At 64.8% G+C, this 20669-nt stretch carries 16 protein-coding genes; 5 read left to right on the top strand and 11 right to left on the bottom strand.

Annotated features, from left to right (window positions below):
* Positions 1-12: 12 nt before the first annotated feature.
* The 4 genes from nikC to ggt all read right to left on the bottom strand — a co-directional run bounded on the left by nikC (position 13) and on the right by ggt (position 5170).
* The gene (nikC, locus tag CVS48_RS16255; RefSeq protein WP_050449336.1) at positions 13-891 is read right to left on the bottom strand and encodes a nickel transporter permease; all 879 of its coding nucleotides are present in this window, start codon (positions 889-891) and stop codon (positions 13-15) included.
* Positions 888-1832: an ABC transporter permease gene (locus CVS48_RS16250; RefSeq protein WP_100855332.1), complete on the bottom strand. Its 945-nt coding sequence runs from the start codon at positions 1830-1832 to the stop codon at positions 888-890. Before CVS48_RS16250 ends, nikC begins: the two co-directional genes overlap by 4 nt.
* A 145-nt stretch (positions 1833-1977) precedes the next feature.
* Entirely contained in the window at positions 1978-3492 is a 1515-nt protein-coding gene (locus CVS48_RS16245) for an ABC transporter substrate-binding protein (protein ID WP_100855331.1), read from the bottom strand.
* Positions 3493-3541: 49 nt separating this feature from the next.
* Positions 3542-5170 (bottom strand): gamma-glutamyltransferase, encoded by a 1629-nt coding sequence (ggt, locus tag CVS48_RS16240; RefSeq protein ID WP_100855330.1) that lies wholly within the window; start codon positions 5168-5170, stop codon positions 3542-3544.
* A 114-nt stretch (positions 5171-5284) separates the two neighbouring features.
* On the opposite strand from ggt, the gene CVS48_RS16235 reads away from it, so the two are divergent.
* The gene (locus tag CVS48_RS16235) at positions 5285-6187 is read left to right on the top strand and encodes a LysR family transcriptional regulator (protein WP_100855329.1); all 903 of its coding nucleotides are present in this window, start codon (positions 5285-5287) and stop codon (positions 6185-6187) included.
* A 3-nt stretch (positions 6188-6190) separates the two neighbouring features.
* Here CVS48_RS16235 and CVS48_RS16230 read toward each other — a convergent pair whose 3' ends face one another.
* The 5 genes from CVS48_RS16230 to CVS48_RS16215 all read right to left on the bottom strand — a co-directional run bounded on the left by CVS48_RS16230 (position 6191) and on the right by CVS48_RS16215 (position 14890).
* On the bottom strand, positions 6191-8362 hold the full coding sequence (locus CVS48_RS16230; protein WP_100855328.1) for a phosphocholine-specific phospholipase C: 2172 nt from the start codon (positions 8360-8362) through the stop codon (positions 6191-6193).
* A gap of 35 nt (positions 8363-8397) precedes the next feature.
* Entirely contained in the window at positions 8398-8574 is a 177-nt protein-coding gene (locus tag CVS48_RS29395) for a hypothetical protein (RefSeq protein ID WP_167401009.1), read from the bottom strand.
* Positions 8575-8595: 21 nt separating this feature from the next.
* Positions 8596-10599: an alkaline phosphatase family protein gene (locus tag CVS48_RS29245; RefSeq protein WP_242001257.1), complete on the bottom strand. Its 2004-nt coding sequence runs from the start codon at positions 10597-10599 to the stop codon at positions 8596-8598.
* Between the two features lie 99 nt (positions 10600-10698).
* On the bottom strand, positions 10699-12648 hold the full coding sequence (locus tag CVS48_RS16220; RefSeq protein ID WP_100855327.1) for a PhoX family protein: 1950 nt from the start codon (positions 12646-12648) through the stop codon (positions 10699-10701).
* 292 nt (positions 12649-12940) lie between these two features.
* Complete coding sequence (locus CVS48_RS16215) at positions 12941-14890, bottom strand: PhoX family protein (RefSeq protein WP_100855326.1); 1950 nt, start codon at positions 14888-14890, stop codon at positions 12941-12943.
* Between the two features lie 295 nt (positions 14891-15185).
* On the opposite strand from CVS48_RS16215, the gene CVS48_RS16210 reads away from it, so the two are divergent.
* The gene (locus CVS48_RS16210) at positions 15186-15629 is read left to right on the top strand and encodes a general secretion pathway protein GspC (protein WP_100855325.1); all 444 of its coding nucleotides are present in this window, start codon (positions 15186-15188) and stop codon (positions 15627-15629) included.
* Position 15630: 1 nt separating this feature from the next.
* Here the strand turns inward: CVS48_RS16210 and CVS48_RS29240 are convergent, their stop codons facing one another.
* Entirely contained in the window at positions 15631-15792 is a 162-nt protein-coding gene (locus CVS48_RS29240; RefSeq protein WP_006218955.1) for a hypothetical protein, read from the bottom strand.
* A 78-nt stretch (positions 15793-15870) separates the two neighbouring features.
* Positions 15871-16821, bottom strand: a complete 951-nt coding sequence (locus CVS48_RS16205) for a LysR family transcriptional regulator (RefSeq protein WP_100855324.1) — start codon at positions 16819-16821, stop codon at positions 15871-15873.
* Between the two features lie 92 nt (positions 16822-16913).
* Here CVS48_RS16205 and CVS48_RS16200 point away from each other — a divergent pair, with 92 nt between their 5' ends.
* From CVS48_RS16200 to CVS48_RS16190, 3 genes are all read left to right on the top strand, one after another.
* On the top strand, positions 16914-18389 hold the full coding sequence (locus CVS48_RS16200; protein ID WP_100855323.1) for an aldehyde dehydrogenase: 1476 nt from the start codon (positions 16914-16916) through the stop codon (positions 18387-18389).
* Positions 18390-18395: 6 nt separating this feature from the next.
* Positions 18396-19418, top strand: coding sequence for an NAD-dependent epimerase/dehydratase family protein (locus CVS48_RS16195; RefSeq protein ID WP_100855322.1), 1023 nt, complete (start codon positions 18396-18398; stop codon positions 19416-19418).
* A 232-nt stretch (positions 19419-19650) separates the two neighbouring features.
* Positions 19651-20610 (top strand): tripartite tricarboxylate transporter substrate binding protein, encoded by a 960-nt coding sequence (locus CVS48_RS16190; RefSeq protein WP_100855321.1) that lies wholly within the window; start codon positions 19651-19653, stop codon positions 20608-20610.
* The last annotated feature ends 59 nt before the right edge of the window (positions 20611-20669 follow it).

The following is a 20669-nucleotide window of genomic DNA, read 5'->3' as shown; positions in this document are numbered from 1 at the left end:
TTGCCATAGTGATTACTTTTCCTGACGCGGATCGAGCGCGTCGCGCAGCCCGTCACCCAGCAGATTGAAGCCCAGCACCACCAGGAAAATGGCCGATCCGGGAAAGATCGACATCCAGGGCGCCTGGGTCATGAAGTTCTTGGCCGTGTTCAACATCGAGCCCCACGACGGCGTCGGCGGTTGCAGGCCCAGCCCCAGGAACGACAGGCTGGCCTCGGCGATGATGGCCGTGGCGATGGTGATGGTGGCCTGCACGATCAGCGGCGGCATCACGTTGGGAAACACGTGCCGGCCGATGATCCGCAAGTCCGACGCGCCCAGCGCCCGCGCGCTTTGCACATAGTCTTCGTTTTTCACCGCCAGCACCTGCCCGCGCGTCAGCCGCACGAACTTCGGCGCGGCCGATACGCCAATGGCGATCATCGCGTTGGTCAGGCTGGGCCCAAGAAACGCGGCCAGCGCAATCGCCAGGATCAGGAACGGAATCGCCAGCAGCGCTTCCGTGGCGCGCGAAATGATGCTGTCCGTCCAGCCGCCGAAGTAGCCGGCCGCAAGCCCGAACGGCACCCCGACCACCAAGGCGATCAGCACCGACACCAGGCCCGCCATCAAGGACGCGCGAGCGCCATAGACCATGCGGCTGAAAATATCGCGGCCCAGTTCATCCGTGCCCAGCCAGTACGACGCCGACGGCGCCTTGCGGATGGTGGTGAAACTGGTCTGCAAGGGATCGTGGTTGGCGATGAACGGCGCCAGCACTGCCAGCAGCACGAAGAACGCCACGATGCCCAGCCCGAGCATCGCGATGTGGTTGCGTTTGAATTTGCCCCAGGCACGATTGCGGCTGCGGGGCGGCGTGACGGCAGCGGCCGTTGCAGTATTTGCGCTCATGAGTGCCTCAGGCGGGGGTTGACCAGGATGTACAGAATGTCGGCCAGCAGGTTCATCAGAATGAAGCCCACCGCCACGCAGAGCACCACGCCCTGCACCACCGCGTAATCGCGCGTGAACACCGCGTCCACCACCAGCTTGCCAAAGCCCGGAATCGTGAAGACCTGTTCGGTCAACACCGCGCCGGCCAGCAATTCACCAAACAGCAAAGTCACCAGTGTCACGATCGGCATCAGCGCATTGCGCAAGGCATGGCGCAGCACCACCTTGCGCGGCGACACCCCCTTGGCGCGCGCGGTGCGCACGTAATCGGCCGACAGCGCCTCCAGCATCGACGAGCGCGTGTGCCGCATCAGATACGCGGCAATGGCGGTAGACAGCACCAGCGACGGCATCAGCATCGTCTTGATCGACAGCCAGAAGTCTTCGGCCGGCGACACATAGCCCGAGGCCGGCAACAGCTTCCATTGCACCGACACCACCATGATCAGGATGATGCCCAGCCAGAAATTGGGAATCGACATGCCGGACAGCGCCGCGATGTTGGCGCCCATTTCAATGGGCTTGCCCTTGCGCACCGCGGCGATGATCCCCATGGGAATGCCGATCAAGAGCGCAAAGAACATGGCCATGGCGGCCAGTTGCAGGGTCACGGGCAGCTTTTGCGCGATCAGCGTCGTGACGGGCACGTCGGTGCGCAGGGACTTGCCCAGGTCGCCTTGCAGCACCTGCCCGGCCCAGGCCGCGTATTGCACGGGCAAAGGATCGTTCAGGCGGTATTTGTCGCGCAGGTAATCCAGCACGGCCGGGTCGCGCTCTTCGCCGGCCAAGGTCAGCACCGGGTCGCCGGGCAAGATTTTCTGCAGCATGAAGACGATCATCGACACCAGTATCAGTGTCGGTATCGCGACGATCACGCGGCGCAAGATAAGTTTAAGCATGTGGGGGAAAACCGTAGAACAGGAACGGCGGACGGGCTCAGGTCAACAGCACCTGACGCACGTCCGCCGCAAAAAGCCATGGGACGCATCGCTGCGCCCCACGCGCGCGGCAGCCACCAAACAGGCGGGCCGCCGCGCCTCGTTGTCACTTTTGCGCGAACGTCACGCCCTTCAGACGGATCATGCCATCCGGATACGGCGTGAAGCCCTTGACCTTCTTGGCCATCACGAACGGCCACGGCTGGTAGTAGTTGTACACGCCGGGCAACTCGTCCTGCATGATCGTCAGCGCCTTTTCGTAGATGACCTTGCGCTGGGCTTCATCCGGAATGGTGCGGGCTTCATTCAGCAGCTTGTCCACTTCCGGATTGCAGTAATGGCCGTCGTTCAACGCACCCTTGCACGTCACGAAGGCGTAAATGTTGCCGTCCGGATCAACCCGGCCGGACCAGCCCAGCATCACGATCTGGAAGTTGCCGGCCGACGCTTCTTTCTGCAGGGCCGCGTATTCCGTGGGACGCAAGGACAGGTCAAAGCCCGCCTCGGCCGCCATGGCCTGCACGATTTCCGCGATGGACGACGTGGTCGTGTTGTTGCCGAATACCAGCTCGGCCTTCACGCGCTCCATGCCGGCCTGCTTCAGCAGCGCCTTGGACTTGGCCACGTCACGCTGGGTAACGGGGAACTTGTCGCTGTGATAAGGGCTTGCCGGCGGGAACGGCTGCTGCGCGGGTTCGAAGATGCCGCCGCCCGCCACGTCGTTGATGACGTTGCGGTCGATGGCGTACTGGAACGCCTGGCGCACCAGCTTGTTCTTGAACGGGTTGTCTTCGGCGCGCTTGCCGTTGCCCACGTTGAACATGAACTGCTGGAAGCCCAGGCCGGCCACCGGCGCGAACGTCAGGTTGGTGTCGGTCTTGACTTGCGGCGCGTCCGACGGGTTCAGGCGTTCCAGCATGTCCAGGTCACCCGCGCGCAGGTTCGACAAGCGCACCGTGGTGTCGGGGATGGGCAGGAAGGTGATGCGCTGGAAGGCGTAGTCCTTGGCGTCGTAGTACTTGTCGAACTTCTCCAGCACGATGCGGTCGTTCTGGATGCGCTCCACAAACTTGTACGGGCCCGAGCACACGGGCTTGCGGCCGACGGCGGCCACGTCGGCGTCGTTGAAGGTCGCGGGCGACAGCATCATGCCGGCGCGGTCCGACAACTGCGCCAGCAAGGTGGCGTCCGGCTTTTTCAGGGTAAGCACCAGCGTCGTGGCGTCCGGGGCGTCTACCTTGTCGACCGAGGCCAGTTCGCCCTTGCGCAGGCTGTCCGGCAGGGACTTGGCGCGTTCGATGTTGGCCTTGGCCGCGGCGGCGTCGAACTTCGAGCCGTCGTGGAACAGCGCGTCGTCACGCAGCTTGAAAGTCAACACCTTGTTGTCGGGGCTGAATGACCACGACGTGGCCAGTTGCGGCACGAAGTGCAGCTTGGGATCGATGTCCACCAGCTTGTCGCACAGCGACGTGAACACGATGCGGCCCACATAGGTGCGGGCGCGGTGCGGGTCCAGCACGTCCGGATCTTCCTGCAGGCCGATGCGGATGTTCTGGGCGCACGCGGCGCCGGCGGCCAGCGCCAGCAAGCTGGCGCCGAAGGTCAAGGTCAAGCGTTTCATTGTGGTATTTCCCCTTGGTGCTTGCGATGCTTGAATGTGAAGGGCTGTCTTAGAAGCCGACCGCTTGACCGTCGCGGCGGCTGTCGCTGGCGGCGACATAACCCAGTTCGTTGTCGTTTTCGGACATGCGCCAGATGAACTGGCCGGCGCCGAAGTCCATGTACGGATCGTCAACGGACTTCAAAGCATGCCCCAGGTCTTTCAGGCCTGCAATGGTGGAGGCCTTCATGTTGGTCTCGATGTCCAGCGTGAAGTCGCGGTTGACCTTCCAGCGCGGCGCGCAGCACGCGGCCTGCGGGTTCTGGTGGTAGTCGATCATGCGCACGACCGTCTGCATGTGGCCTTGGGGCTGCATGTCGCCGCCCATCACGCCAAAGCTCATCACCGGCTTGCCGCCGCGCGTCAGGAAGCCCGGGATGATGGTGTGGAACGGGCGCTTGCCGCCTTCGACCACGTTGGCCGACTTGGGATCCATCGAGAAACCCACGCCACGGTTCTGCATGCTGATGCCGGTGCCCGGCACGACCACGCCCGATCCGAAGCCCATGTAGTTGGACTGGATGAACGAAATCATCATGCCGTTTTCATCGGCGGCGGTCAGGTAGATGGTGCCGCCGGCATGCGGGCGGCCGGCTTCGAAATGCGTGGCCTGGTCCAGGCGGATCAGCTTGGCGCGGCTGTCCAGATAGGCGTCCGACAGCATCTGCTCGGGCGTCACCTGCATGGCGCGCGGGTCGGCCACGTACTTGTACAGATCAGCAAACGCCAGCTTCATGGCTTCGATCTGGATGTGCTGCGACTGCACCGAATCCACCGGCATGTCGGACATATCAAAGCGTTCGACGATGCCCAGCGCGATCAGCGCGGCGATGCCCTGCCCGTTGGGCGGGATTTCGTGCAGCTCGTAGCCACGGTACGACTTCGAAATGGGCTTGACCCAGTCCGGACGGTAGTTGCGCAGGTCTTCCAGCGTCATCGCGCCGCCGCATTCCTTGCTGAAGGCGGCGATGCGTTCGGCCAGCTCGCCTTCATAGAAGTCGCGGCCCTTGGATTCGGCGATGCGGCGCAGCGTGTTGGCGGCGTCAGGAAAGCGGAAGTGTTCGCCGACCTTGGGCGCGCGGCCCTCGGGCATGAAGGCGGCGGCGTAGCCGGGCTGCGACTTCAGTTCGTCGGCGGCGGCGGCCCACTTGTGCGCCACGACCGGCGGCACGGCATAGCCGCGCTCGGCGATTTCGATGGCGGGTTCGAACAGTTGTTCAAACGGCAGCTTGCCCAGCTTTTCGTGCAGCGCGGCCCAGCCGGCCACCACGCCCGGCACCGTCACGGCGTCCCAGCCGCGCTTGGGCTGGATGGCCAGGCCGTCGGGGCCCGTGCCGTACTTGGCCTTGAAGTATTCGGTATTCCATGCGGCGGGCGCCACGCCCGACGAGTTCAAGCCATGCAGTTCCTTGCCGTCCCAGACGATGGCGAAGCAGTCGCCGCCCAGGCCGCAAGACACTGGTTCCACCAGCACGATCGTGGCGGCGGCCGCAATGGCGGCGTCCACGGCGTTGCCGCCCTTGAGCAGCATGCGCAGACCCGCCTGGGCCGCCAGCGGATGCGACGTGGACACCACGTTGCGCGCAAACAGCGGGATGCGGACGGAGGGATACGGGTTGGCCCAGTCGAAGGTTTTCATGTGCTTGTCTCTAAACGGTCTGAACGGTTAAGCAGGCGAAGGTACTCTCGTGATCTAATTAAATCAATTTGATTTTTTGTTCCGTCATAAAAGAAATTTTTATGGGTCACCGCTATGAGCACCATCCGGTTTTTACGCACTTTCCTGGCGGTCGCCCACCATGGCTCTTTTTCGGAAGCGGCCGAGCAAGTGGCGCTGACCCAGGCCGCCGTCAGCTTCCAGATGCGTTCGTTGGAAGCCGAGCTGGGCCGGGAACTCTTCGACCGCAGCGGCCGACTTGCCATTCTTAACGCAGCTGGCCGTGAATTGCTACCTGAAATCAAGCATTTACTGGATTTATACGACCGAATGCGGCTGCCGAGTACCGTGCCGGGCGAATTGGCGGGCGCGGTATCGGTGGGCAGCATCGTGTCGTGCATGGGCACGCTGTCCAAGGTGGTATCGGGCTTGAAGAAGGCCCACCCCAAGCTGGACGTGCGCATTCTGTCGGGCAAGGCCAGCGAACTGGCCGGCAAGGTCGAAGACGGCGAACTGGACGCGGCCTTTCTGGTGGAAGCCGGGCGCAAGATGGCCAGCACGCGCTGGACCCCGCTATATGAAGAGCAACTGGTGGTGATTGCGCCCGCGTCGGCGCCCGGCAAGGACGCCCGCCAGGTGCTGGCCGGCAACCCCTTTCTGCGCTTTGACCGCACGCAGCGCACGGGCTTGCAGATCGACCGCCTGCTGCGGCGCCTGGCGGTGCCGCTGAATGAATTCCTGGAACTCAACGCCATCGAGACGCTGGTGGAACTGGTGCGTCAGGAAGTGGGCGTGACCCTGCTGCCGCTGATCAACGGGTCCAACTGGCAGCACAGCCCCGAGCTACGCATTCTGACGTTGCCCCAAGACCTGGGCCCGCTGTCGCGGGCCATCGGCATGCTGGAACGGCGCGAACACGCCCGCCAGGGCATCACCGCGGCAATCTGCGATGCGTGCGCCACGGCTTTCCGGGCGCGCGAACCGCAGACTGCCGCCTGAGCCTTACGACCCCATTGCCGGGTCGGTCACCGACGGCTTGCCGGTTTCAACGTGGCCGGCAAAGCGGCGCAGGTAGGCCGGGTCTTCCGCCAGGCGGGCGGTGAAGTCGTACCAGTGGCCGCTGCCTTCCAGCGCCCAGTGCTGTTCCACCTTGGCGCCAGCCGGCACGGTCAACGTCCAACGCTCGTTATTGCTGTAGTAGGCGTTGGGCGTGACTTCGAAGGTGCAATCGACCTTGCCGCTGTTGATGAAGCTGACGTAGAGGTCGCCGTTGGCGATGTCGTAGCAGACGCGGATTTCCGGGTCCAACTGCGACGTGCGCGCCAGGGCCAGGTCGCCCGCGAAGTGGCGGAGATAGCCATTGGGACCCAGCACCCACAGGTCGTACTTGCCGCCATCGGCCGCCGTATCCCAGCTTCCTTCCAACTGCTTGTCGGGCTCCACCGTGTAGCGGCGCGGCAGGCGGTCCAGATGCAGGCGGTCATACACATGGAAGACCGCCGCCTGCTTGCCGGTGTTGGAGAACAGCAGCCACATGGCGCCCATGGTGGGCTCGCTGCGACCGCTGGTATGCAGCTCATACGGCAAGGGGCGCGCATAGCGATAGCCCTTTTCCTGCTCGGGCTTGGCCTGCACCGTCGTGTCCGGCAGCGGCACGGCGGTCAAGGCTTGCTGGTCGGCGCGCACCTGGTCGGCGCCCGCGCGCGTCAGGCTGTTCAAGTCGGGCAGCGCTTCGTCGTTGGGCGTGGCGAAGTTGAAGGCCGAGGTCAGGTCGCCCAGCACGGCGCGGCGCCACGGGCTGATGTTGTCTTCGGGCACACCGAAGCGCGCTTCCAGGAAACGCAGCACCGAGGTGTGGTCAAACGCCTGGGAATTGACCCAGCCGCCACGGCTCCACGGCGACACCACATACATCGGAACACGTGGGCCGGGACCGTAGACGCGGTTGTCGGCAGCGTCCTGCGCCGAGGCATGCGTGTGGCGTTCCAGGTCGGTATTGACGGTGGACGCGCCCGCCATCGAGCCATCCGCATTCAGCGACGGCGCGGCAGGCGGCGGCACGTGGTCGAAGTAGCCGTCGTTTTCGTCGAAGTTGATCAAGAGCACCGTCTTGCTCCAGACGTCGGGGTTGGCCGTCAGCGCGTCCAGCGTTTCCTGGATGTACCACGCGCCCTGGATGGGGCTGGACGGGCCCGGGTGTTCGGAATACGTGGCGGGCGCCACGATCCAGGACACTTGCGGCAAGGTGCCGTTGTTGACGTCGTCGCGCAGCGATTGCAGGAAACCGCCGTCCGGCATGGTGTTGGCCGTGCCCTTGTACAAGGGGTTGGCGGCATCCATGCTGGGCGTCCAGGCCGGATACGGCGAGCCATTGGCGGCGTTGCCCGCCTGTTCGTTGGCGCGGCGGTATTGCTGAAAGCCCGCCAGCGAGTTGTCGCCGAAGTTCTCGGGCAGGTTCTGGTAGACCTTCCACGTCACGCCGTTCTCTTGCAGGCGTTCCGGATACGTCTTCCACGTCCAGCCGGTGGCGGACGCGCCCAGGCTGTCCCACTGGTTGCGGGTGGACGGGCCGTTGCCTTGGGCCAGCGGGTCGTTGGTGCCCGTCCACAGGAACAGGCGGTTGGTGTTGGTGCCGCCGTGGGTGGAACAGTGGTAGGCGTCGCACAGCGTGAAGGCTTCGGCCAGCAGGAACTGAAAGTCCACTTCCTTCTGACGGTAGTAGCCCATGGACTGGTTCTGCTTGTAGCGCGGCCACTGGTCCATGCGGCCGCCGTCCCACGCCATCTGCGCGTCCATGTAGTCGTGCGGCGTGCCGGCCACGCGCTGGGCGTTGCCCTGCGTGCTGTCCAGGTGATAAGGCATGACCACGCGGGTGCCGTTGGTCTGTTCCCACACCGAACGGTTCTGCGGCAGCGGAATGGTGATGCGGTCGCCAAAACCGCGCACGCCCTTGTACGTGCCGAAGTACATGTCGAACGAACGGTTTTCCTGCATCAGGATCACCACGTGTTCAACGTCGTTGATCGTGCCGGTGCGGTTGTTGGCCGGAATGGCCAGCGCGCGGCGGATGGCGGGCGGGAACATCGACAGCGCGGTCAGGCCGGCGGTGGACGCGGCGGCGTTGCGCAGGAAGCGGCGCTTGCCGGCGTGGATCGGGTCTTTTTCGGACTTCACGGATGGGTTTCCTATGACTCGGTAGGGAGCGCGCTTCAAGGGGCGCAACGCAGTTCGGGCTTGGTGGGCGTGGGCGTTTCGGTCCCGCCGCCGTTGTCGGGCGGCGTCGTGCTGTCGTCGCCGTCATCGCCGCCGCAGGCGGCCAGGGTGACGGTCAGCATCAGTACCGCGCCGGCGCGCAGCAGGCCGCGCAAGATCAGGGAATGGCTCATGGCTTTTCTATCCTAGAAACATCAGGGAAACAGGTCGGAAACGGACTTGCCGGACAGCGCAAGGGACTTCACTTCGTCCTCGGTCAATGCGCGCGACCAGAAGGCCAGATCGTCAAAATTCATGGTGTACGCACCCTTGGTGCCCGCGCAGCAGATGCCGTAAGTGCCCCGGCCGTCTTCATTCAGGCCGATGTGCGGACCGAACACGCCCGCCACCAGCCCCAAGTCGACCGTGCCCGTGGTCGTGTTGCGGCGCAGGAAGCCGATTTCGCTGTCATAGACGAAGGCCGTCATGGTCTTGGCGGGCTTGTCGATGGTCATGGCGACGTAGACCGGTTTGTTCGGTGTGAACTTCAGCCCGTTGATGTCGGCGCGAGCACCGCCGCCCGCCACGTTGAAGCGCAGCTCGGGGCCGGCCCACTGGGCAATGGTGATGCCGGGATTGCCGCCGGAGTTGTAGTCCTTGTTGCCCAGGATCGAGCGGTCGTTCGCCGTGCCGTCCGACTGGTACCAGAAGCCGATCGTGAAGACGGGCAGGCTGTCCAGCATGCCGGCCGGGTAGTCCAGCTTGAAGGCGCCCAGGGCGGCCGTGCCGCGCTCGTTCTTGAACATCTTGCCGAACACGCCGGCATCGGCGAACGCCGGCGCCTGCACGCCGTCATACGGGGTGATGACACCGCCGCCCGCGGCCGCATCGGTCACATTGCCTTCGAAGGGGAACAGCATCGTCAGGCCGGTGCGCAGCGACGCCAACAGCTCGACCGGCTTGGCATACACCACCGTGGCGCGGGCGGCGCTGGTGGCGCGGCCCGTGGCCACGCTGTAGTTCAGCGTATGCACGCCTTCGGTATCGAAGGTGAAGCCGGTGTCGGCGTAGCCCGTGTCCGTGCCGGGCAGGCGCGCCACCTCTACACCGTCGCGGCTGACGATGATGTCGCCCACGGGTTCGCCCACGCGCACCCAGGACAGCGTCACCGTCTTGTTGTCCATGGACGTGCGGGTCGACAGGCGACGCAGCGCCAGCGGTTCGGACAAGGGCGTGCCCGCCATGTCGTATTGTCCGTCGGCAGGCAACGCGTGCACATGCGCCAGCATGGTGGGCGCCACGTCGGCGGCGCTGGGCAACGCGTACCAGTTGTTGTCCCAGACACCGTCATAAGCCGCGTCGTCCGCGCTGCCGCCCAGCAGCGCCGGTTGATTGGCGGCCAGAAAGACGGTCTTGTTCGCCCCTAGCGGCAGGCCGTCGGCCACGCCGGTCTTGCCCAGGCCGTGGCTGGACGCCACCACCATCAGCCAGTTCTCGTTGGGATGTTCCGCGCGGCGGTCGGCAATCTGCTTGGCCAGCACGCCGATGGCCGCGTCGGTCTGACGGATCACGGCGTTGTAGTTGGCACCAAAGCCGCTGTCGGACGCGGCGCGTTCGGGTGCGCCAAACTGCGCAACAACCACGTCATAGCCTTCAGTGATGCGGTCACGCGCTTGCGAGGCGACGCAGTCGTCAACGCCCGCGCAATCAGTCAGGGCTTGCAGGTAACCGGCGTCGCGGTCGCTGCCGACCAGGCCGGCCAGCAAAGACGAATTGAAGGCGCCCGCCGTGCGCGCCTCGGGGTGCGCCGTCTTGATGCGCTGGAACAGGCTGGCCGCTTTCATCGACTGGCCCGCCGCGTTGGAACGCACGCCGTGCACGTCCGCCCACTGCCCGGTCAACAGGGTGGCCCAGCCCGGCGCGGCCAGCGTGGGCTGCTGGGTGACGTCGCCCGTTACCCCGCCCGTCCAGGCGCGCGTGGCCGTCAACTGGCCGATGTTGGAAAGTGTCTTGTCCGCGACGCCTCGTCGCATGGCGTCATACGTCAGGCCATCAACGCCGATGAACAAGACTTTGTCGGTGGTCGCCGGCCCCGGTTCGGTCACCGGCGGTTGCGTCGGCGGCGGTGTGTCGGCGTCGTCATCGTCGCCGCCACAGCCCGCCAACGCGCTGGTGGCCAGCAACATGGCGCACCATCTTCTCCAATCCATCGCTTTCATGCTTGCCTTCTCGTTTCAGGAACAGTTTCCGCTGCGCACATAGTGGCGGGCGAACGTGAAAGGTCCATGAAGGCAAGGCCAGAAAGATTGATCGACGAATCAGGATTCTTTGGCGTCTATCCTCACCCCCGTCAGGTAGCCGACCGACGCGCCCGCGCCGTCCTTGTAGTTGGCCTTGACCAGCGGCTCCAGCACGGGCCGCACCACGTCATGCACGTCGTTCCAGTCCGCCGTGTGCTGGAAGTTGCTGGTGATGTAGGTCCAGCCATTGATGTCGTCCACCGCGTGCAGGCCCGTGGATTCGGCGGCGACCGGACAAGACAGCAGGCGCGACAACACGCGCGTGTCCACGTTGAACGCCCACAGGAAGCTGTTCACGCGGCCCATGCTGTCTTCGCCTATGAACAAGGTGCGCAGCTTTTCCGAGAACTTCAGGTTGTCGGGGTTCGATATGCAGTCGCTTCGATGGCGGTTGCCCAGCGCGTCGGGCGCGGCCAGCAGCGCGCCCACCAGTTCGGGCACGGCCGCCATGTCCACCGGCACCCAGTCGCTGTCGATGGCGACGCCGTCGGTGTCCGACTGCGCGCCTTGCAGGTGCAATTGATAGACCGCGCCCGCGTCCGGCCCTTCCACGCGCAGGTGCGGCGACGTGCCATCGACCATGGACGTTTCGATGTGCGCCATGGCGGTGTACGCGATCTTGTCGCGCGCGTTCACGGTGGTGCCTTCCATCTTGGTGAAGGCCAGCGTGCCGCCCGCCAGCGCGGCATAGCGGTGCGTTTCCAGAAAGGCCGCGGCCTGGCGGCGGCCCGGTTTCAGCCGAACCCAGTTGTCCTTGCCGTCAAAGCGGATGTGGGTGTAGCGCGTATCCACGGGGTCGACCGTGCGCACGTCCATGATGTCGGCAGCGACCAGTTCGTCCGCCATGTCCTTGACCTCGGCGCTGGTGGCATGGCCCAGCCGTATCCAGCGCAGCGCCGCCGCGCCCGGCCCCACTCCCGACGTCTGCATCCAGTGGGCCACGTAGAGCGTGCCCGAAGACAAGTCCGCCTTGCGATCGGCCACGAACATGAACAGGCCGCCATTGGTGGCGTCATCCCCCATCAACGCGGTGCGCTGGTCGGGCATGATCTGCACCAGCTCGTGCGAGATGCGGCCCATGCAGTAGTGCTTCTTGATGCTGCCCGTGCCGTCCGCGTGCACCGTCACTTCCGGCAGATGGCCATAGTGATACGGGTTGGCGCGGCGCGCGTCACCATACAGGTGGCGGCTGAACGCCCGGAACCAAGGCGCGTCGCGCGCGGTGGTCGCGTCGGGCTCGTATTCCTCGCTGGACAAATGCGTGTTCCACGGCGACAGGCTGGCCCCGCAGGTGACCCACAGGCCATGCACCGGCGCGGTATCCACATTGCAGTAACGCACCAGACGCAGTGTGCCGGTCTGCAAGTCTTGCGCCAGGGTCAGCACGGCAATCGGCGATGGCAGGTGCCTCCACATGTCGACGCCCGCCTGGTTGCGCGACAGGTATTCAAACTGCACCACCGCGTACACGGTGGCCTCCGGTGGGCCGGTTGCGCCGTCGGCCTCGCCGGCGGGCCGGGCCAGCGTCAACAGCGACATGCCATCCGGGCAGTCTGAAAAAAACGGCCGTGCGCGCTTGGGCACGGAGGTATCCAGGATGGGCTTGCCGTTGATGTCGACGTAGCCGCCCGCCAGCACGGTGCCACCCTTGCCATCGGGCACTTGGTCGCCCGTCATGAAGAACGCTTCGTAGCCCAGTTGCACGCGCCGCCGCGTGCCGTTGGCAAAGACAAGTTCCATCGCCGATTCCACCGTGGTGCGCGCCATGCCCGCCGGATCCGACAAGCCCGGCGCGGGCATGGATATGAACTCGGCGGACAGGAATTCGGCGGATCGCGTGGTGGTGGCCGCCGACGCATGAGGCGAGGACAGCAAGCCAGCCAGCGCCGCACTGCCCAGCGGCAACATCGGCGCGCTGCCCAGCATCTTGAGCAGCCGGCGACGATCAGTGTGGTCAGGATTTTTCATGTGAACGCTCCCAGGTTCAAACACCCAACAACGAACCGGCCATGCGCGCACTGGCCTCGCGCGACCGCGCACCGGAGCGCATGCCGGAAGACACATCAAACACATCAGGCAAGCCTGACGCCGCCGAGTGTAGGAGCCAGCCGGCAGTGGCATGGCCGGCGTTACACCTGAGAAATGATTCCCGTAAGTACTGATGCCCGCTGGTACTGATGCCAGACGTGCATAGGGGACCGGCGAACCGGTCCCCCTGCTCTGCAACGTCAGCCATCAAGCCGACGCAACTAGCGCTTGCTTATGCGCCGATCTTCACGCCCGTCAGGTAACCCACCGCCGCGCCAAAGCCGTCCTTGTAGTTGGCCTTGATCAGCGGTTCCAGCGTGGGTCGCACCACGGCGTGCACGCTGCCCCAGTCGCCCGGGTGCTGGAAGTTGCTCATGATGTAGGTCCAGCCATTGATTTCATCCACCGCCTGCAAACCGGTGGATTCCGCCGCCACCGGGCAGGACAGCAGACGCGACAAGGCCTTGGTGTCGACGTTGTAGGCCCACATGAAATTGTTGACGTGGCCGCCACTGTCTTCGCCCACGAACAAGGTGCGCAGCTTTTCCGAGAACTTCAGGTTATCGGGGTTGGACACAAAATCGGCGTTGTGCGTGTTGCCCAGCGCATCCGGCGTGGCCAGCGGCTTGCCGATCAGCTCGGTCACGGCGGCCATGTCCACCGGCACCCATTCGCTGTCGATGACACCGCCGTCGGTATCCACCTGCCCCGCTTTCAGGTGCAGTTGATACACCGCGCCGGCGGAATTGGCTTCGACCTTGAAGCCCGCGACCAGGCCGTCCGTCATGGACGATTCAATCCGCGACATCGCGCTGTATGCGATCTTGTCCTTGATGTTGACGGTGGTGCCTTCCATCTTGGTGAAGGCCAGCGAGCCGCCCACCAGCGCCGCATAGCGGTGCGTTTCCAGAAAGGCCGCGGCCTGGCGGCGGCCCGGTTGCAGCTTGACCCAGTTGTTCTTGCCGCTGTAGCGGATCTTCGTGAAGGAAGCATCGCCGGGGTCGGCCGTGCGCACGTCCATGATGTCGGCGGCGGTAAGCTGGTCGGCCAGTTCCTTGACCTCGGCGCTGGTGGCGTGGCCCAGCTTGATCCAGCTCAGCGTGCCGGCGCCCGGGCCCGTGCCCGAGGTTTGCGTCCACTTTGCCACGTACAGCGTGCCGGCCGACAGGTCGGCCTTGCGGTCGGCCACGAACATGAACAGGCCGCCATTGGTGGCGTCGTCGCCCATCAGCGCGGTGCGCTCGTCGGGCATGACCTGCACCAACTCGTGCGAGATGCGGCCCATGCAGTAGTGCTTCTTGATGGTGCCGGTGCCATCGGGGTGCACCGTCACTTCCGGCATGTGGCCGTAGTGGTAGGGGTTGGCCTTGTTGGGGTCGCCATAGACGTTGTTGCTATAGGCCTGGAACGAGGCCGAGCCGACCGCCGTCGTCGCGTCCGGCTCGTACTCTTCGCTGGACAGGTGCGTGCCCCACGGCGACAGGCTGGCGCCGCAGGTGATCCACAGCCCGTGCACCGACGAGGTGTCCACGTTGCTGTACTTGACCAGGCTGAGCTTGCCCGTATTGGGGTCTTGCGACAGCGTCAACACGGCGATGGGCGACGGCAGCAAGCCATACATGTCGTTGCCGGCCTGGTCCACCGATTGGTATTCGAACTGCACCACCGCATAGACGGCATTGCCCGCCACGCCCGGCACCGTGGTGGGGGCCGACAGCGCCAGCAACGACGTGCCGTCCGGACAGTTCGAGAAAAACTGGCGCGCCTTCGCGGGTACCGAGTTGTCCATGATGGGCGCGCCGGCCAGGTTGAAGTAACCCCCGGCAATGGCGACGCCACCCTTGCCGTCGGGCACGTTGTCGCCCGTGATGAAGAACGGCTCGTAGCCCAGCTCGACGGTGCGCTTGGAGCCATCGCTGAACGCCAGGTTCATGGCCGAACTCACCGTGGTGCGGGCCATCAGTTCCGGGTTGGCCAGCGTGGGCGCGGGCATGGACGTGAATGACGCCGACGTGAAGGTGACCGGCGCGGCGGGCGGCGAGGCAACCGCGTCGTCATCGTCATCGCTCGAATTACAGCCGGCCAGCAACGCCGCCATGCTGACGCCGCCGATCGGCAGCATCGGCGCGCCTCCCAGCATCTTCAGCAGTCGGCGGCGATTGGCTTGATTCATGTCTTGCATGCGGTTTCCCTGTTGGTTCGTATGGATGCCCAAGCGTTGAACCTGAGCGTGTCCGCATGCTAGAGACGCGCCGTGTAGGCGGAATGACAAAAAACTGTAGGGAAGCTGAATCGGGGGGCGCGGGGTTGCCGTGTTGGTGCAGGGAGGTTGCGTTGGCGTGCGGGGGGGGCTGCTGTGTTGCTGCGATATTGCGCCGGCATTGCGACCTTATCGCGTAATTGTCACGTAGCCTCGCTATAGTCGGGCGCATTCCCTGCCCCTCGTTTCCCGACACCGTAGCCGCTGCTGTACACCCATGCCCATTTCCTTGCGCCCTTCCCTGCCTTCCGCACCCGCCGCGCTGCGTGTTCTTGCCGTACTGGCGCTGGCCGCGGGCGTGGGCGTGTGGGGGTCGATATTGCTGGCCCCGCGTCCAGGCGCGTTGCCACCCGCCGTATCGGCGGCCCCGCCGCGCGCGGCCGACAATACGCCCGTGGCGCTATGGTTTGGAAAGGATGAAGTGATGCGCACGCAGATAAGCGTGCTGGGCCTGATCGCGGCCGGCCCGGATGGCGCGGCGGTGCTCAGCGTGGACGGTGGCCCGCCCTTGGCGTGGCGCACGGGCGCCGAAGTGGCGCCAGGCATCGTGCTACGCGATATCGCGGTCGACGCCGTAACGGTAGAGCAAGGGGGAAGAATGAACCGATTGGCAACGCCCGCCGCGCTGGACGCGCCAGCGGGTATTGCCAAGGTGAAGTGAATCAGCGTTTACGACCTGCCGGACGCCCCATTTGCTTGCGTCCCGCCATGTTCGACAGGGAAGATCCCGTCGGCTTTTGCGTGGCGGCAGCCAGCTTCTTCTGTTGAAGCGCCTTTTCAACCAACGCCGCCAAACCAGTCGAAGACTTCTCTTTTGTAGCCATTACCGCTCCTTGTAGATGGGCCATGGTAGCAGGCTGGGGGAAACCGCTGCGTTCCGCGAGAAAACAAGGCCGCCAAGGTCAACCTGGTTTCCCTAGCGGTGGCAAGGGCAGCAGGCTGGGCAGGACCCCTGCCATGACGTTTTCCAACTGCGCCACCAATGCCTGAGCGGCGGGCGACAGCGAGCGGTCACGCCTGTGCAGCAACCCAATGTAGCGGCGTGCCGAAGCATCGCCCAACGGCGCGCAGCGCAACCCGGACAGGTTCAGCTCGGGCAGTGCCAGGCGGGGCAGTACGCTCACGCCCAGGCCCTGGCGCACCATGCCGGCAGCCGTGCCCATGTTGGTCACGTCGTAACGCAGCGCGGTGGCCGGGGCGTCCACTTCGTCGCGCACGGCACGGTCAAACTGTTGGCGCGCGTTGGACCCCTGCGATAGCAAGATCAGGTCGTAACGCAGTACATCGCGCCAATGCAGCGTCCCTCGGACATCACCCAGCGGGTGCCCCGCGGGATAAACCGCGCAAAAGCAATCCTCGCCCAGCGGCGTGAAGCTCAGGTCGGAAGCCGGATCAGCCTGGGCGGCTACCGCGAATTCAATCTGATTGGTGCGCAGCATGGCCAGCAGTTCGTCGTTGTGCGCCTCTACCACGCGCACCTTCAACGCCGGATGCGCCAGGCGCAGCGCACCGACCGCCGCGGGCAGCAGTGTCAGGGCGGTGGACGGCAGCGCCCCCAAGGCAACATTGCCGCGCCGCACCGCGGCCAAATCGGCAAGGCTGCGGTAGGCCTCCTCCAGATCGGCGATGGGGCGTTGCACACGTGAATGAAAATCCTGCCCGGCGCTGGTCAGGCTGATGTTGCGGGTCGTGCGCTCGAACAACCGCAGCCCCAGCACTTCTTCCAGGTCCTGGATCAGCGCGGTGAATGAGGGCTGCGTCACGCCCAACTGGTTTGCCGCATGCGTGAACGACCCACTGTCGACCGCCAGCAGAAACGCCTTGAGGGGACGGTATTTGATATTGATAGCCATAGACTAAGAATATTAAATAAATATCTATTTGTGTCTAATAATCGAGCAGCCGATGATGACGTCTACCGAAGCCCTTGACCCTCAAAGACGTTATGGACGCATCAAGCAACAAGCCCTTCCGGCTAGGAGCCAACTGGCGCCTGAGCCAAGACGGCGACGCCGTCATCACCTCCATCAACCCGGCCGACGGCAGCATAGCCGGCGTCGTCACGCGCGCCTCTGCGCAGGACGTGGACGCGGCCGTGGCCATCGCCTGGGACGCTTTCCACAATAAGCCCTGGCGCAAGCTGCGCCCGGACCAGCGCGCCGCCACCTTGTACGAAATCGGCCGACGCCTTGCCGCCGAGCGCGAACCCTTGGCGCGCCTGCAAATGCAAGACAGCGGCAAGCCCTGGAAAGAATGCCTGAACATGGTCGACAGCGCGGCCGGCCATTTCCGCTACTACGCGGCCGTGTGCGAAACCTGGCAGAACGAAATGACCTCGCCACGCGGCGAGTACTTTTCCATGGCGCTGGCTGAGCCGTTCGGGGTGATCGCGGCGATTACGCCGTGGAACTCGCCCATCATGAACGAGGCGCAGAAAGCCGCGCCAGCGCTCGCCGCCGGCAACGCCGTGTTGCTCAAGCCTTCCGAGGAAACTCCCCAGTTGGCCCTGGAACTGGCGCGCATCTGCGGCGAGGCCGGCTTGCCGGAAGGCCTGCTGACCGTGCTTCCCGGCCATGGCGAAGACGTGGGAGCCGCGCTGGTCAAACACCCCGGCGTGCGCATGGTGTCGTTCACCGGCGGCACAGAAACCGGACGCGCCATTGGGGGCATCGCGGGCCAGCGCCTGATTCCGGTCGGACTGGAGTTGGGCGGCAAGTCACCCCACATTGTGTTCGACGATGCCGACCTGGACCGCGCCGTGGCGGGCGTGGTCTCGGGCATCTTCGGTTCGGCGGGCCAGAGCTGCGTTGCGGGCTCGCGCCTGTTCGTGCAGAAATCCATCTACCAGCGCTTCATGGAAGCGTTGGTGGAGCGCACGCGGCAAGTGCGCGTCGGACTGCCGGACGACCCGGCAACGCAGATGGGGCCTCTGGTGTCGCGCGCGCATCGCGACAAGGTCGCCGGCTATGTGGATATCGGCCGCGCCGAAGGCGGCCGCGTGCTGGTGGGCGGCGAGCCGCCCACCCAGGCGGAACTGGCCAATGGCTGGTTCTATCTGCCCACGGTCATAGACGGGCTGGGCAACCAGGCCCGCGTGTGCCAGGAAGAAATTTTCGGCCCCGTGCTGGTGGCGCTGCCCTTTGACGACGAGGACGACGTTGTCCATCAGGCCAACGACACCGCCTTCGGCCTGGCCGCCGGCATGTGGACGGGCGACTACGCCCGCGCCTGGCGCGTGGCCCGCGAGATCGAGGCCGGCTCTATCTGGATCAATACCTACAAGCAATCGCATATTGCCACCCCGTTCGGCGGCTTCAAGGCCAGCGGCATCGGGCGCGAAAAAGGCCTGCACGGCCTGCGCCTGTACAGCCAGGTCAAGAGCCTGTACTGGGGCATGCATGAAAAACCCATGGGACTTTAAAGCAACATGACAACTGAAAAGAAAAGCGCGGCGCTGTCGCTGGCCGACTCCCGCATCCTGATCGCTGGCGCCGCCAGCCTGGTGGGCTCCCACACCGCCGACGCCTTGCTGGCCGCCGGCGCGAAAGAAGTGATCCTGCTGGACAATTTTGCATTCGGCACCCCCGAGGCCATTGCCCACCTGCAGGACAATCCCCGCGTGAAAGTGGTTCGCGGCGATCTGATGCGCCTGCCGGACCTGCTTGCTGCGACCGAGGGCGTGGACGGCGTACTGCACCTGGCCGCCTACATGACACTGGGCTTTTCCCAGACGCCATGGCAGGCGGTGGACGTCAACGTCCGCGGCGCGCAGAACATGCTGGAAGCCTGCCGCGCCAACAAGGTGCGGAAAATCGTCTTCGCCTCATCCAACGCGGTCTATGGCTATGGCACCGGCATCGCCGGCGCGCTGGTCGAGAACGGCCCTTTCCATTCCGAAGGCGCGCCCCCGGCCGCCATTCTGTATGGTGCGTCCAAGATCATGGGCGAGCAGCTTTGCCGCCAGTACTACCAGAAGTCCGGGCTGGACTACGTGGTGTTGCGCTACTCCACGGTTTACGGCGAACGCCAGCACTACCGCGCCGCCAACTCGCTGTACATCATGGAAACCTACGACCGCGTGCGCAAGGGTGAACGCCCCGTGCTGCCGGGCGACGGCACCGACACCAAGCACTTCGTACACGTCTCCGACGTGGCGCGCGCCAATGTCGCGGCGTTCCAGAGCGCGGCGACCGACGTGGCGGTGAACGTGTCGGGTCCCGCGCCCATCACCACCGGCGAATTGGTGCGCTTGGTACTCGACTACTGCAAGAGCGATCTACAACCCGAGATCAAACCCGACCCGCCCGGCACCGTGCGCCTGACCTCAGGCGGTGCGTTCCATATCCCGCACGACCTGGCCGGCCAGCACATCGGCTGGCAACCGAAGGTCGGCATGGCCGAAGGCGTGGCCCGGCTGCTCGCCTGGCGCGAAGCGCAGGAAGCCGGCTAAGTCCGCACCCACAGGGCGAGCCCAAAGCAGAACTCGCCACATGGCGCCACAGAGCGTCAGGCAATAAGCAGCAAAACGCGTGCAGGGTCCGCGTCAACAGAAGGCGGACCCGATGCGGGGCATCAAGCTCGCCTGGATCCCCAAGGACTCATGAACGCCGGCAAGATATTGCCGGCAAGCGGCGCGCTTCGACTTCCCACGTCCAATTTCAAACACAAAACCTGGAGACAACATGTTTTTTTCACGCAAGAGCGCCGCGCGCGCCGTGCTTTCCGTTGCTGGCCTGTGTGCCGCGTTGCCCGCTTGGGCATGGCCTGACCACCCGATCGAATTGATCGTGGGTTTTGCGCCTGGCGGTGGCACGGATCTCACTGCCCGTTCGCTGGCGGTCTTTCTGGAAAAGGAACTGGGCGCCACCGTGGTGGTGCAGAACAAACCGGGCGCGTCCAGCGCCATTGCCCTGGCCTATGTGGCGCGCGCCAAGCCGGACGGCTACACGCTGTCCATGACGAACATGCCTGGGCTGGTGTCCTTGCCCATCGAACGCAAGGCAGGCTTCACTAGTGACGACTTCACCTACCTGGCCAATCTGGTGCGGGACCCCAGCGCATTCAGCGTGGCCAGCAACAGCCCCTATCAAACGCTGGAAGCCCTGATCGCCGCCGCCAAGGAAAAGCCCGGCTCAATCAGCTATGGGTCCACCGGCGTCGGCACCGACGACCATCTGGCGCTGGTGCTGTTCCAGGCCCAGACCGGCACCAAGCTGAATCACGTGCCCTACAACGGCGCGGGTCCTTTGCGCAGTTCGGTACTGGGTGGTCATACCGTCGTCGGCGGCCTGAACCTGGGCGAAGTCATGCCCTATCACGGCAAGAACATGCGCGTGCTGGCGCAGGCCAGCGAGAAGCGCTCGCCGTTGGGCCCCGACGTGCCCACATTCAAGGAACTGGGCGTGAACCTGGTGTTTGCATCGGAACGCGGAATCGTCGCACCCAAGGGACTACCCGCCGACGTGTCCGAAAAATTGCGCAAGGCGCTGGGCAAGGTTGCAGCCAACCCGGACTTCCAGGCCCAGATGAAACAGCAGTTCACCGAGATGGACTACGTGGACGGCCCCCAGTGGCAGGAACGCCTGAAGGGTGACGATGCCCGCCTGCGTCAGATCTGGGCGCAAACGCCCTGGGTCGAATAAGCGTCGGCGCAAGCATTACTGTCATATTTCATGTCCACAATTCCGGGCTTCTACTAGAA

Origin of the sequence: Achromobacter spanius, assembly GCF_002812705.1 — a bacterium.
In the GTDB taxonomy this organism is placed as follows: domain Bacteria; phylum Pseudomonadota; class Gammaproteobacteria; order Burkholderiales; family Burkholderiaceae_B; genus Achromobacter; species Achromobacter spanius.
This window is presented reverse-complemented; position numbering and strand designations above follow the sequence as displayed.

Coding starts and splice junctions, on each gene's coding strand:
- nikC (WP_050449336.1), bottom strand. CDS start 891: ATGAGCGCAAATACTGCAACGGCCGCTGCCGTCACGCCGCCCCGCAGC.
- CVS48_RS16250 (WP_100855332.1), bottom strand. CDS start 1,832: ATGCTTAAACTTATCTTGCGCCGCGTGATCGTCGCGATACCGACACTG.
- CVS48_RS16245 (WP_100855331.1), bottom strand. CDS start 3,492: ATGAAACGCTTGACCTTGACCTTCGGCGCCAGCTTGCTGGCGCTGGCC.
- ggt (WP_100855330.1), bottom strand. CDS start 5,170: ATGAAAACCTTCGACTGGGCCAACCCGTATCCCTCCGTCCGCATCCCG.
- CVS48_RS16235 (WP_100855329.1), top strand. CDS start 5,285: ATGAGCACCATCCGGTTTTTACGCACTTTCCTGGCGGTCGCCCACCAT.
- CVS48_RS29395 (WP_167401009.1), bottom strand. CDS start 8,574: ATGAGCCATTCCCTGATCTTGCGCGGCCTGCTGCGCGCCGGCGCGGTA.
- CVS48_RS29245 (WP_242001257.1), bottom strand. CDS start 10,599: ATGAAAGCGATGGATTGGAGAAGATGGTGCGCCATGTTGCTGGCCACC.
- CVS48_RS16220 (WP_100855327.1), bottom strand. CDS start 12,648: ATGAAAAATCCTGACCACACTGATCGTCGCCGGCTGCTCAAGATGCTG.
- CVS48_RS16215 (WP_100855326.1), bottom strand. CDS start 14,890: ATGCAAGACATGAATCAAGCCAATCGCCGCCGACTGCTGAAGATGCTG.
- CVS48_RS16210 (WP_100855325.1), top strand. CDS start 15,186: ATGCCCATTTCCTTGCGCCCTTCCCTGCCTTCCGCACCCGCCGCGCTG.
- CVS48_RS29240 (WP_006218955.1), bottom strand. CDS start 15,792: ATGGCTACAAAAGAGAAGTCTTCGACTGGTTTGGCGGCGTTGGTTGAA.
- CVS48_RS16205 (WP_100855324.1), bottom strand. CDS start 16,821: ATGGCTATCAATATCAAATACCGTCCCCTCAAGGCGTTTCTGCTGGCG.
- CVS48_RS16200 (WP_100855323.1), top strand. CDS start 16,914: ATGGACGCATCAAGCAACAAGCCCTTCCGGCTAGGAGCCAACTGGCGC.
- CVS48_RS16195 (WP_100855322.1), top strand. CDS start 18,396: ATGACAACTGAAAAGAAAAGCGCGGCGCTGTCGCTGGCCGACTCCCGC.
- CVS48_RS16190 (WP_100855321.1), top strand. CDS start 19,651: ATGTTTTTTTCACGCAAGAGCGCCGCGCGCGCCGTGCTTTCCGTTGCT.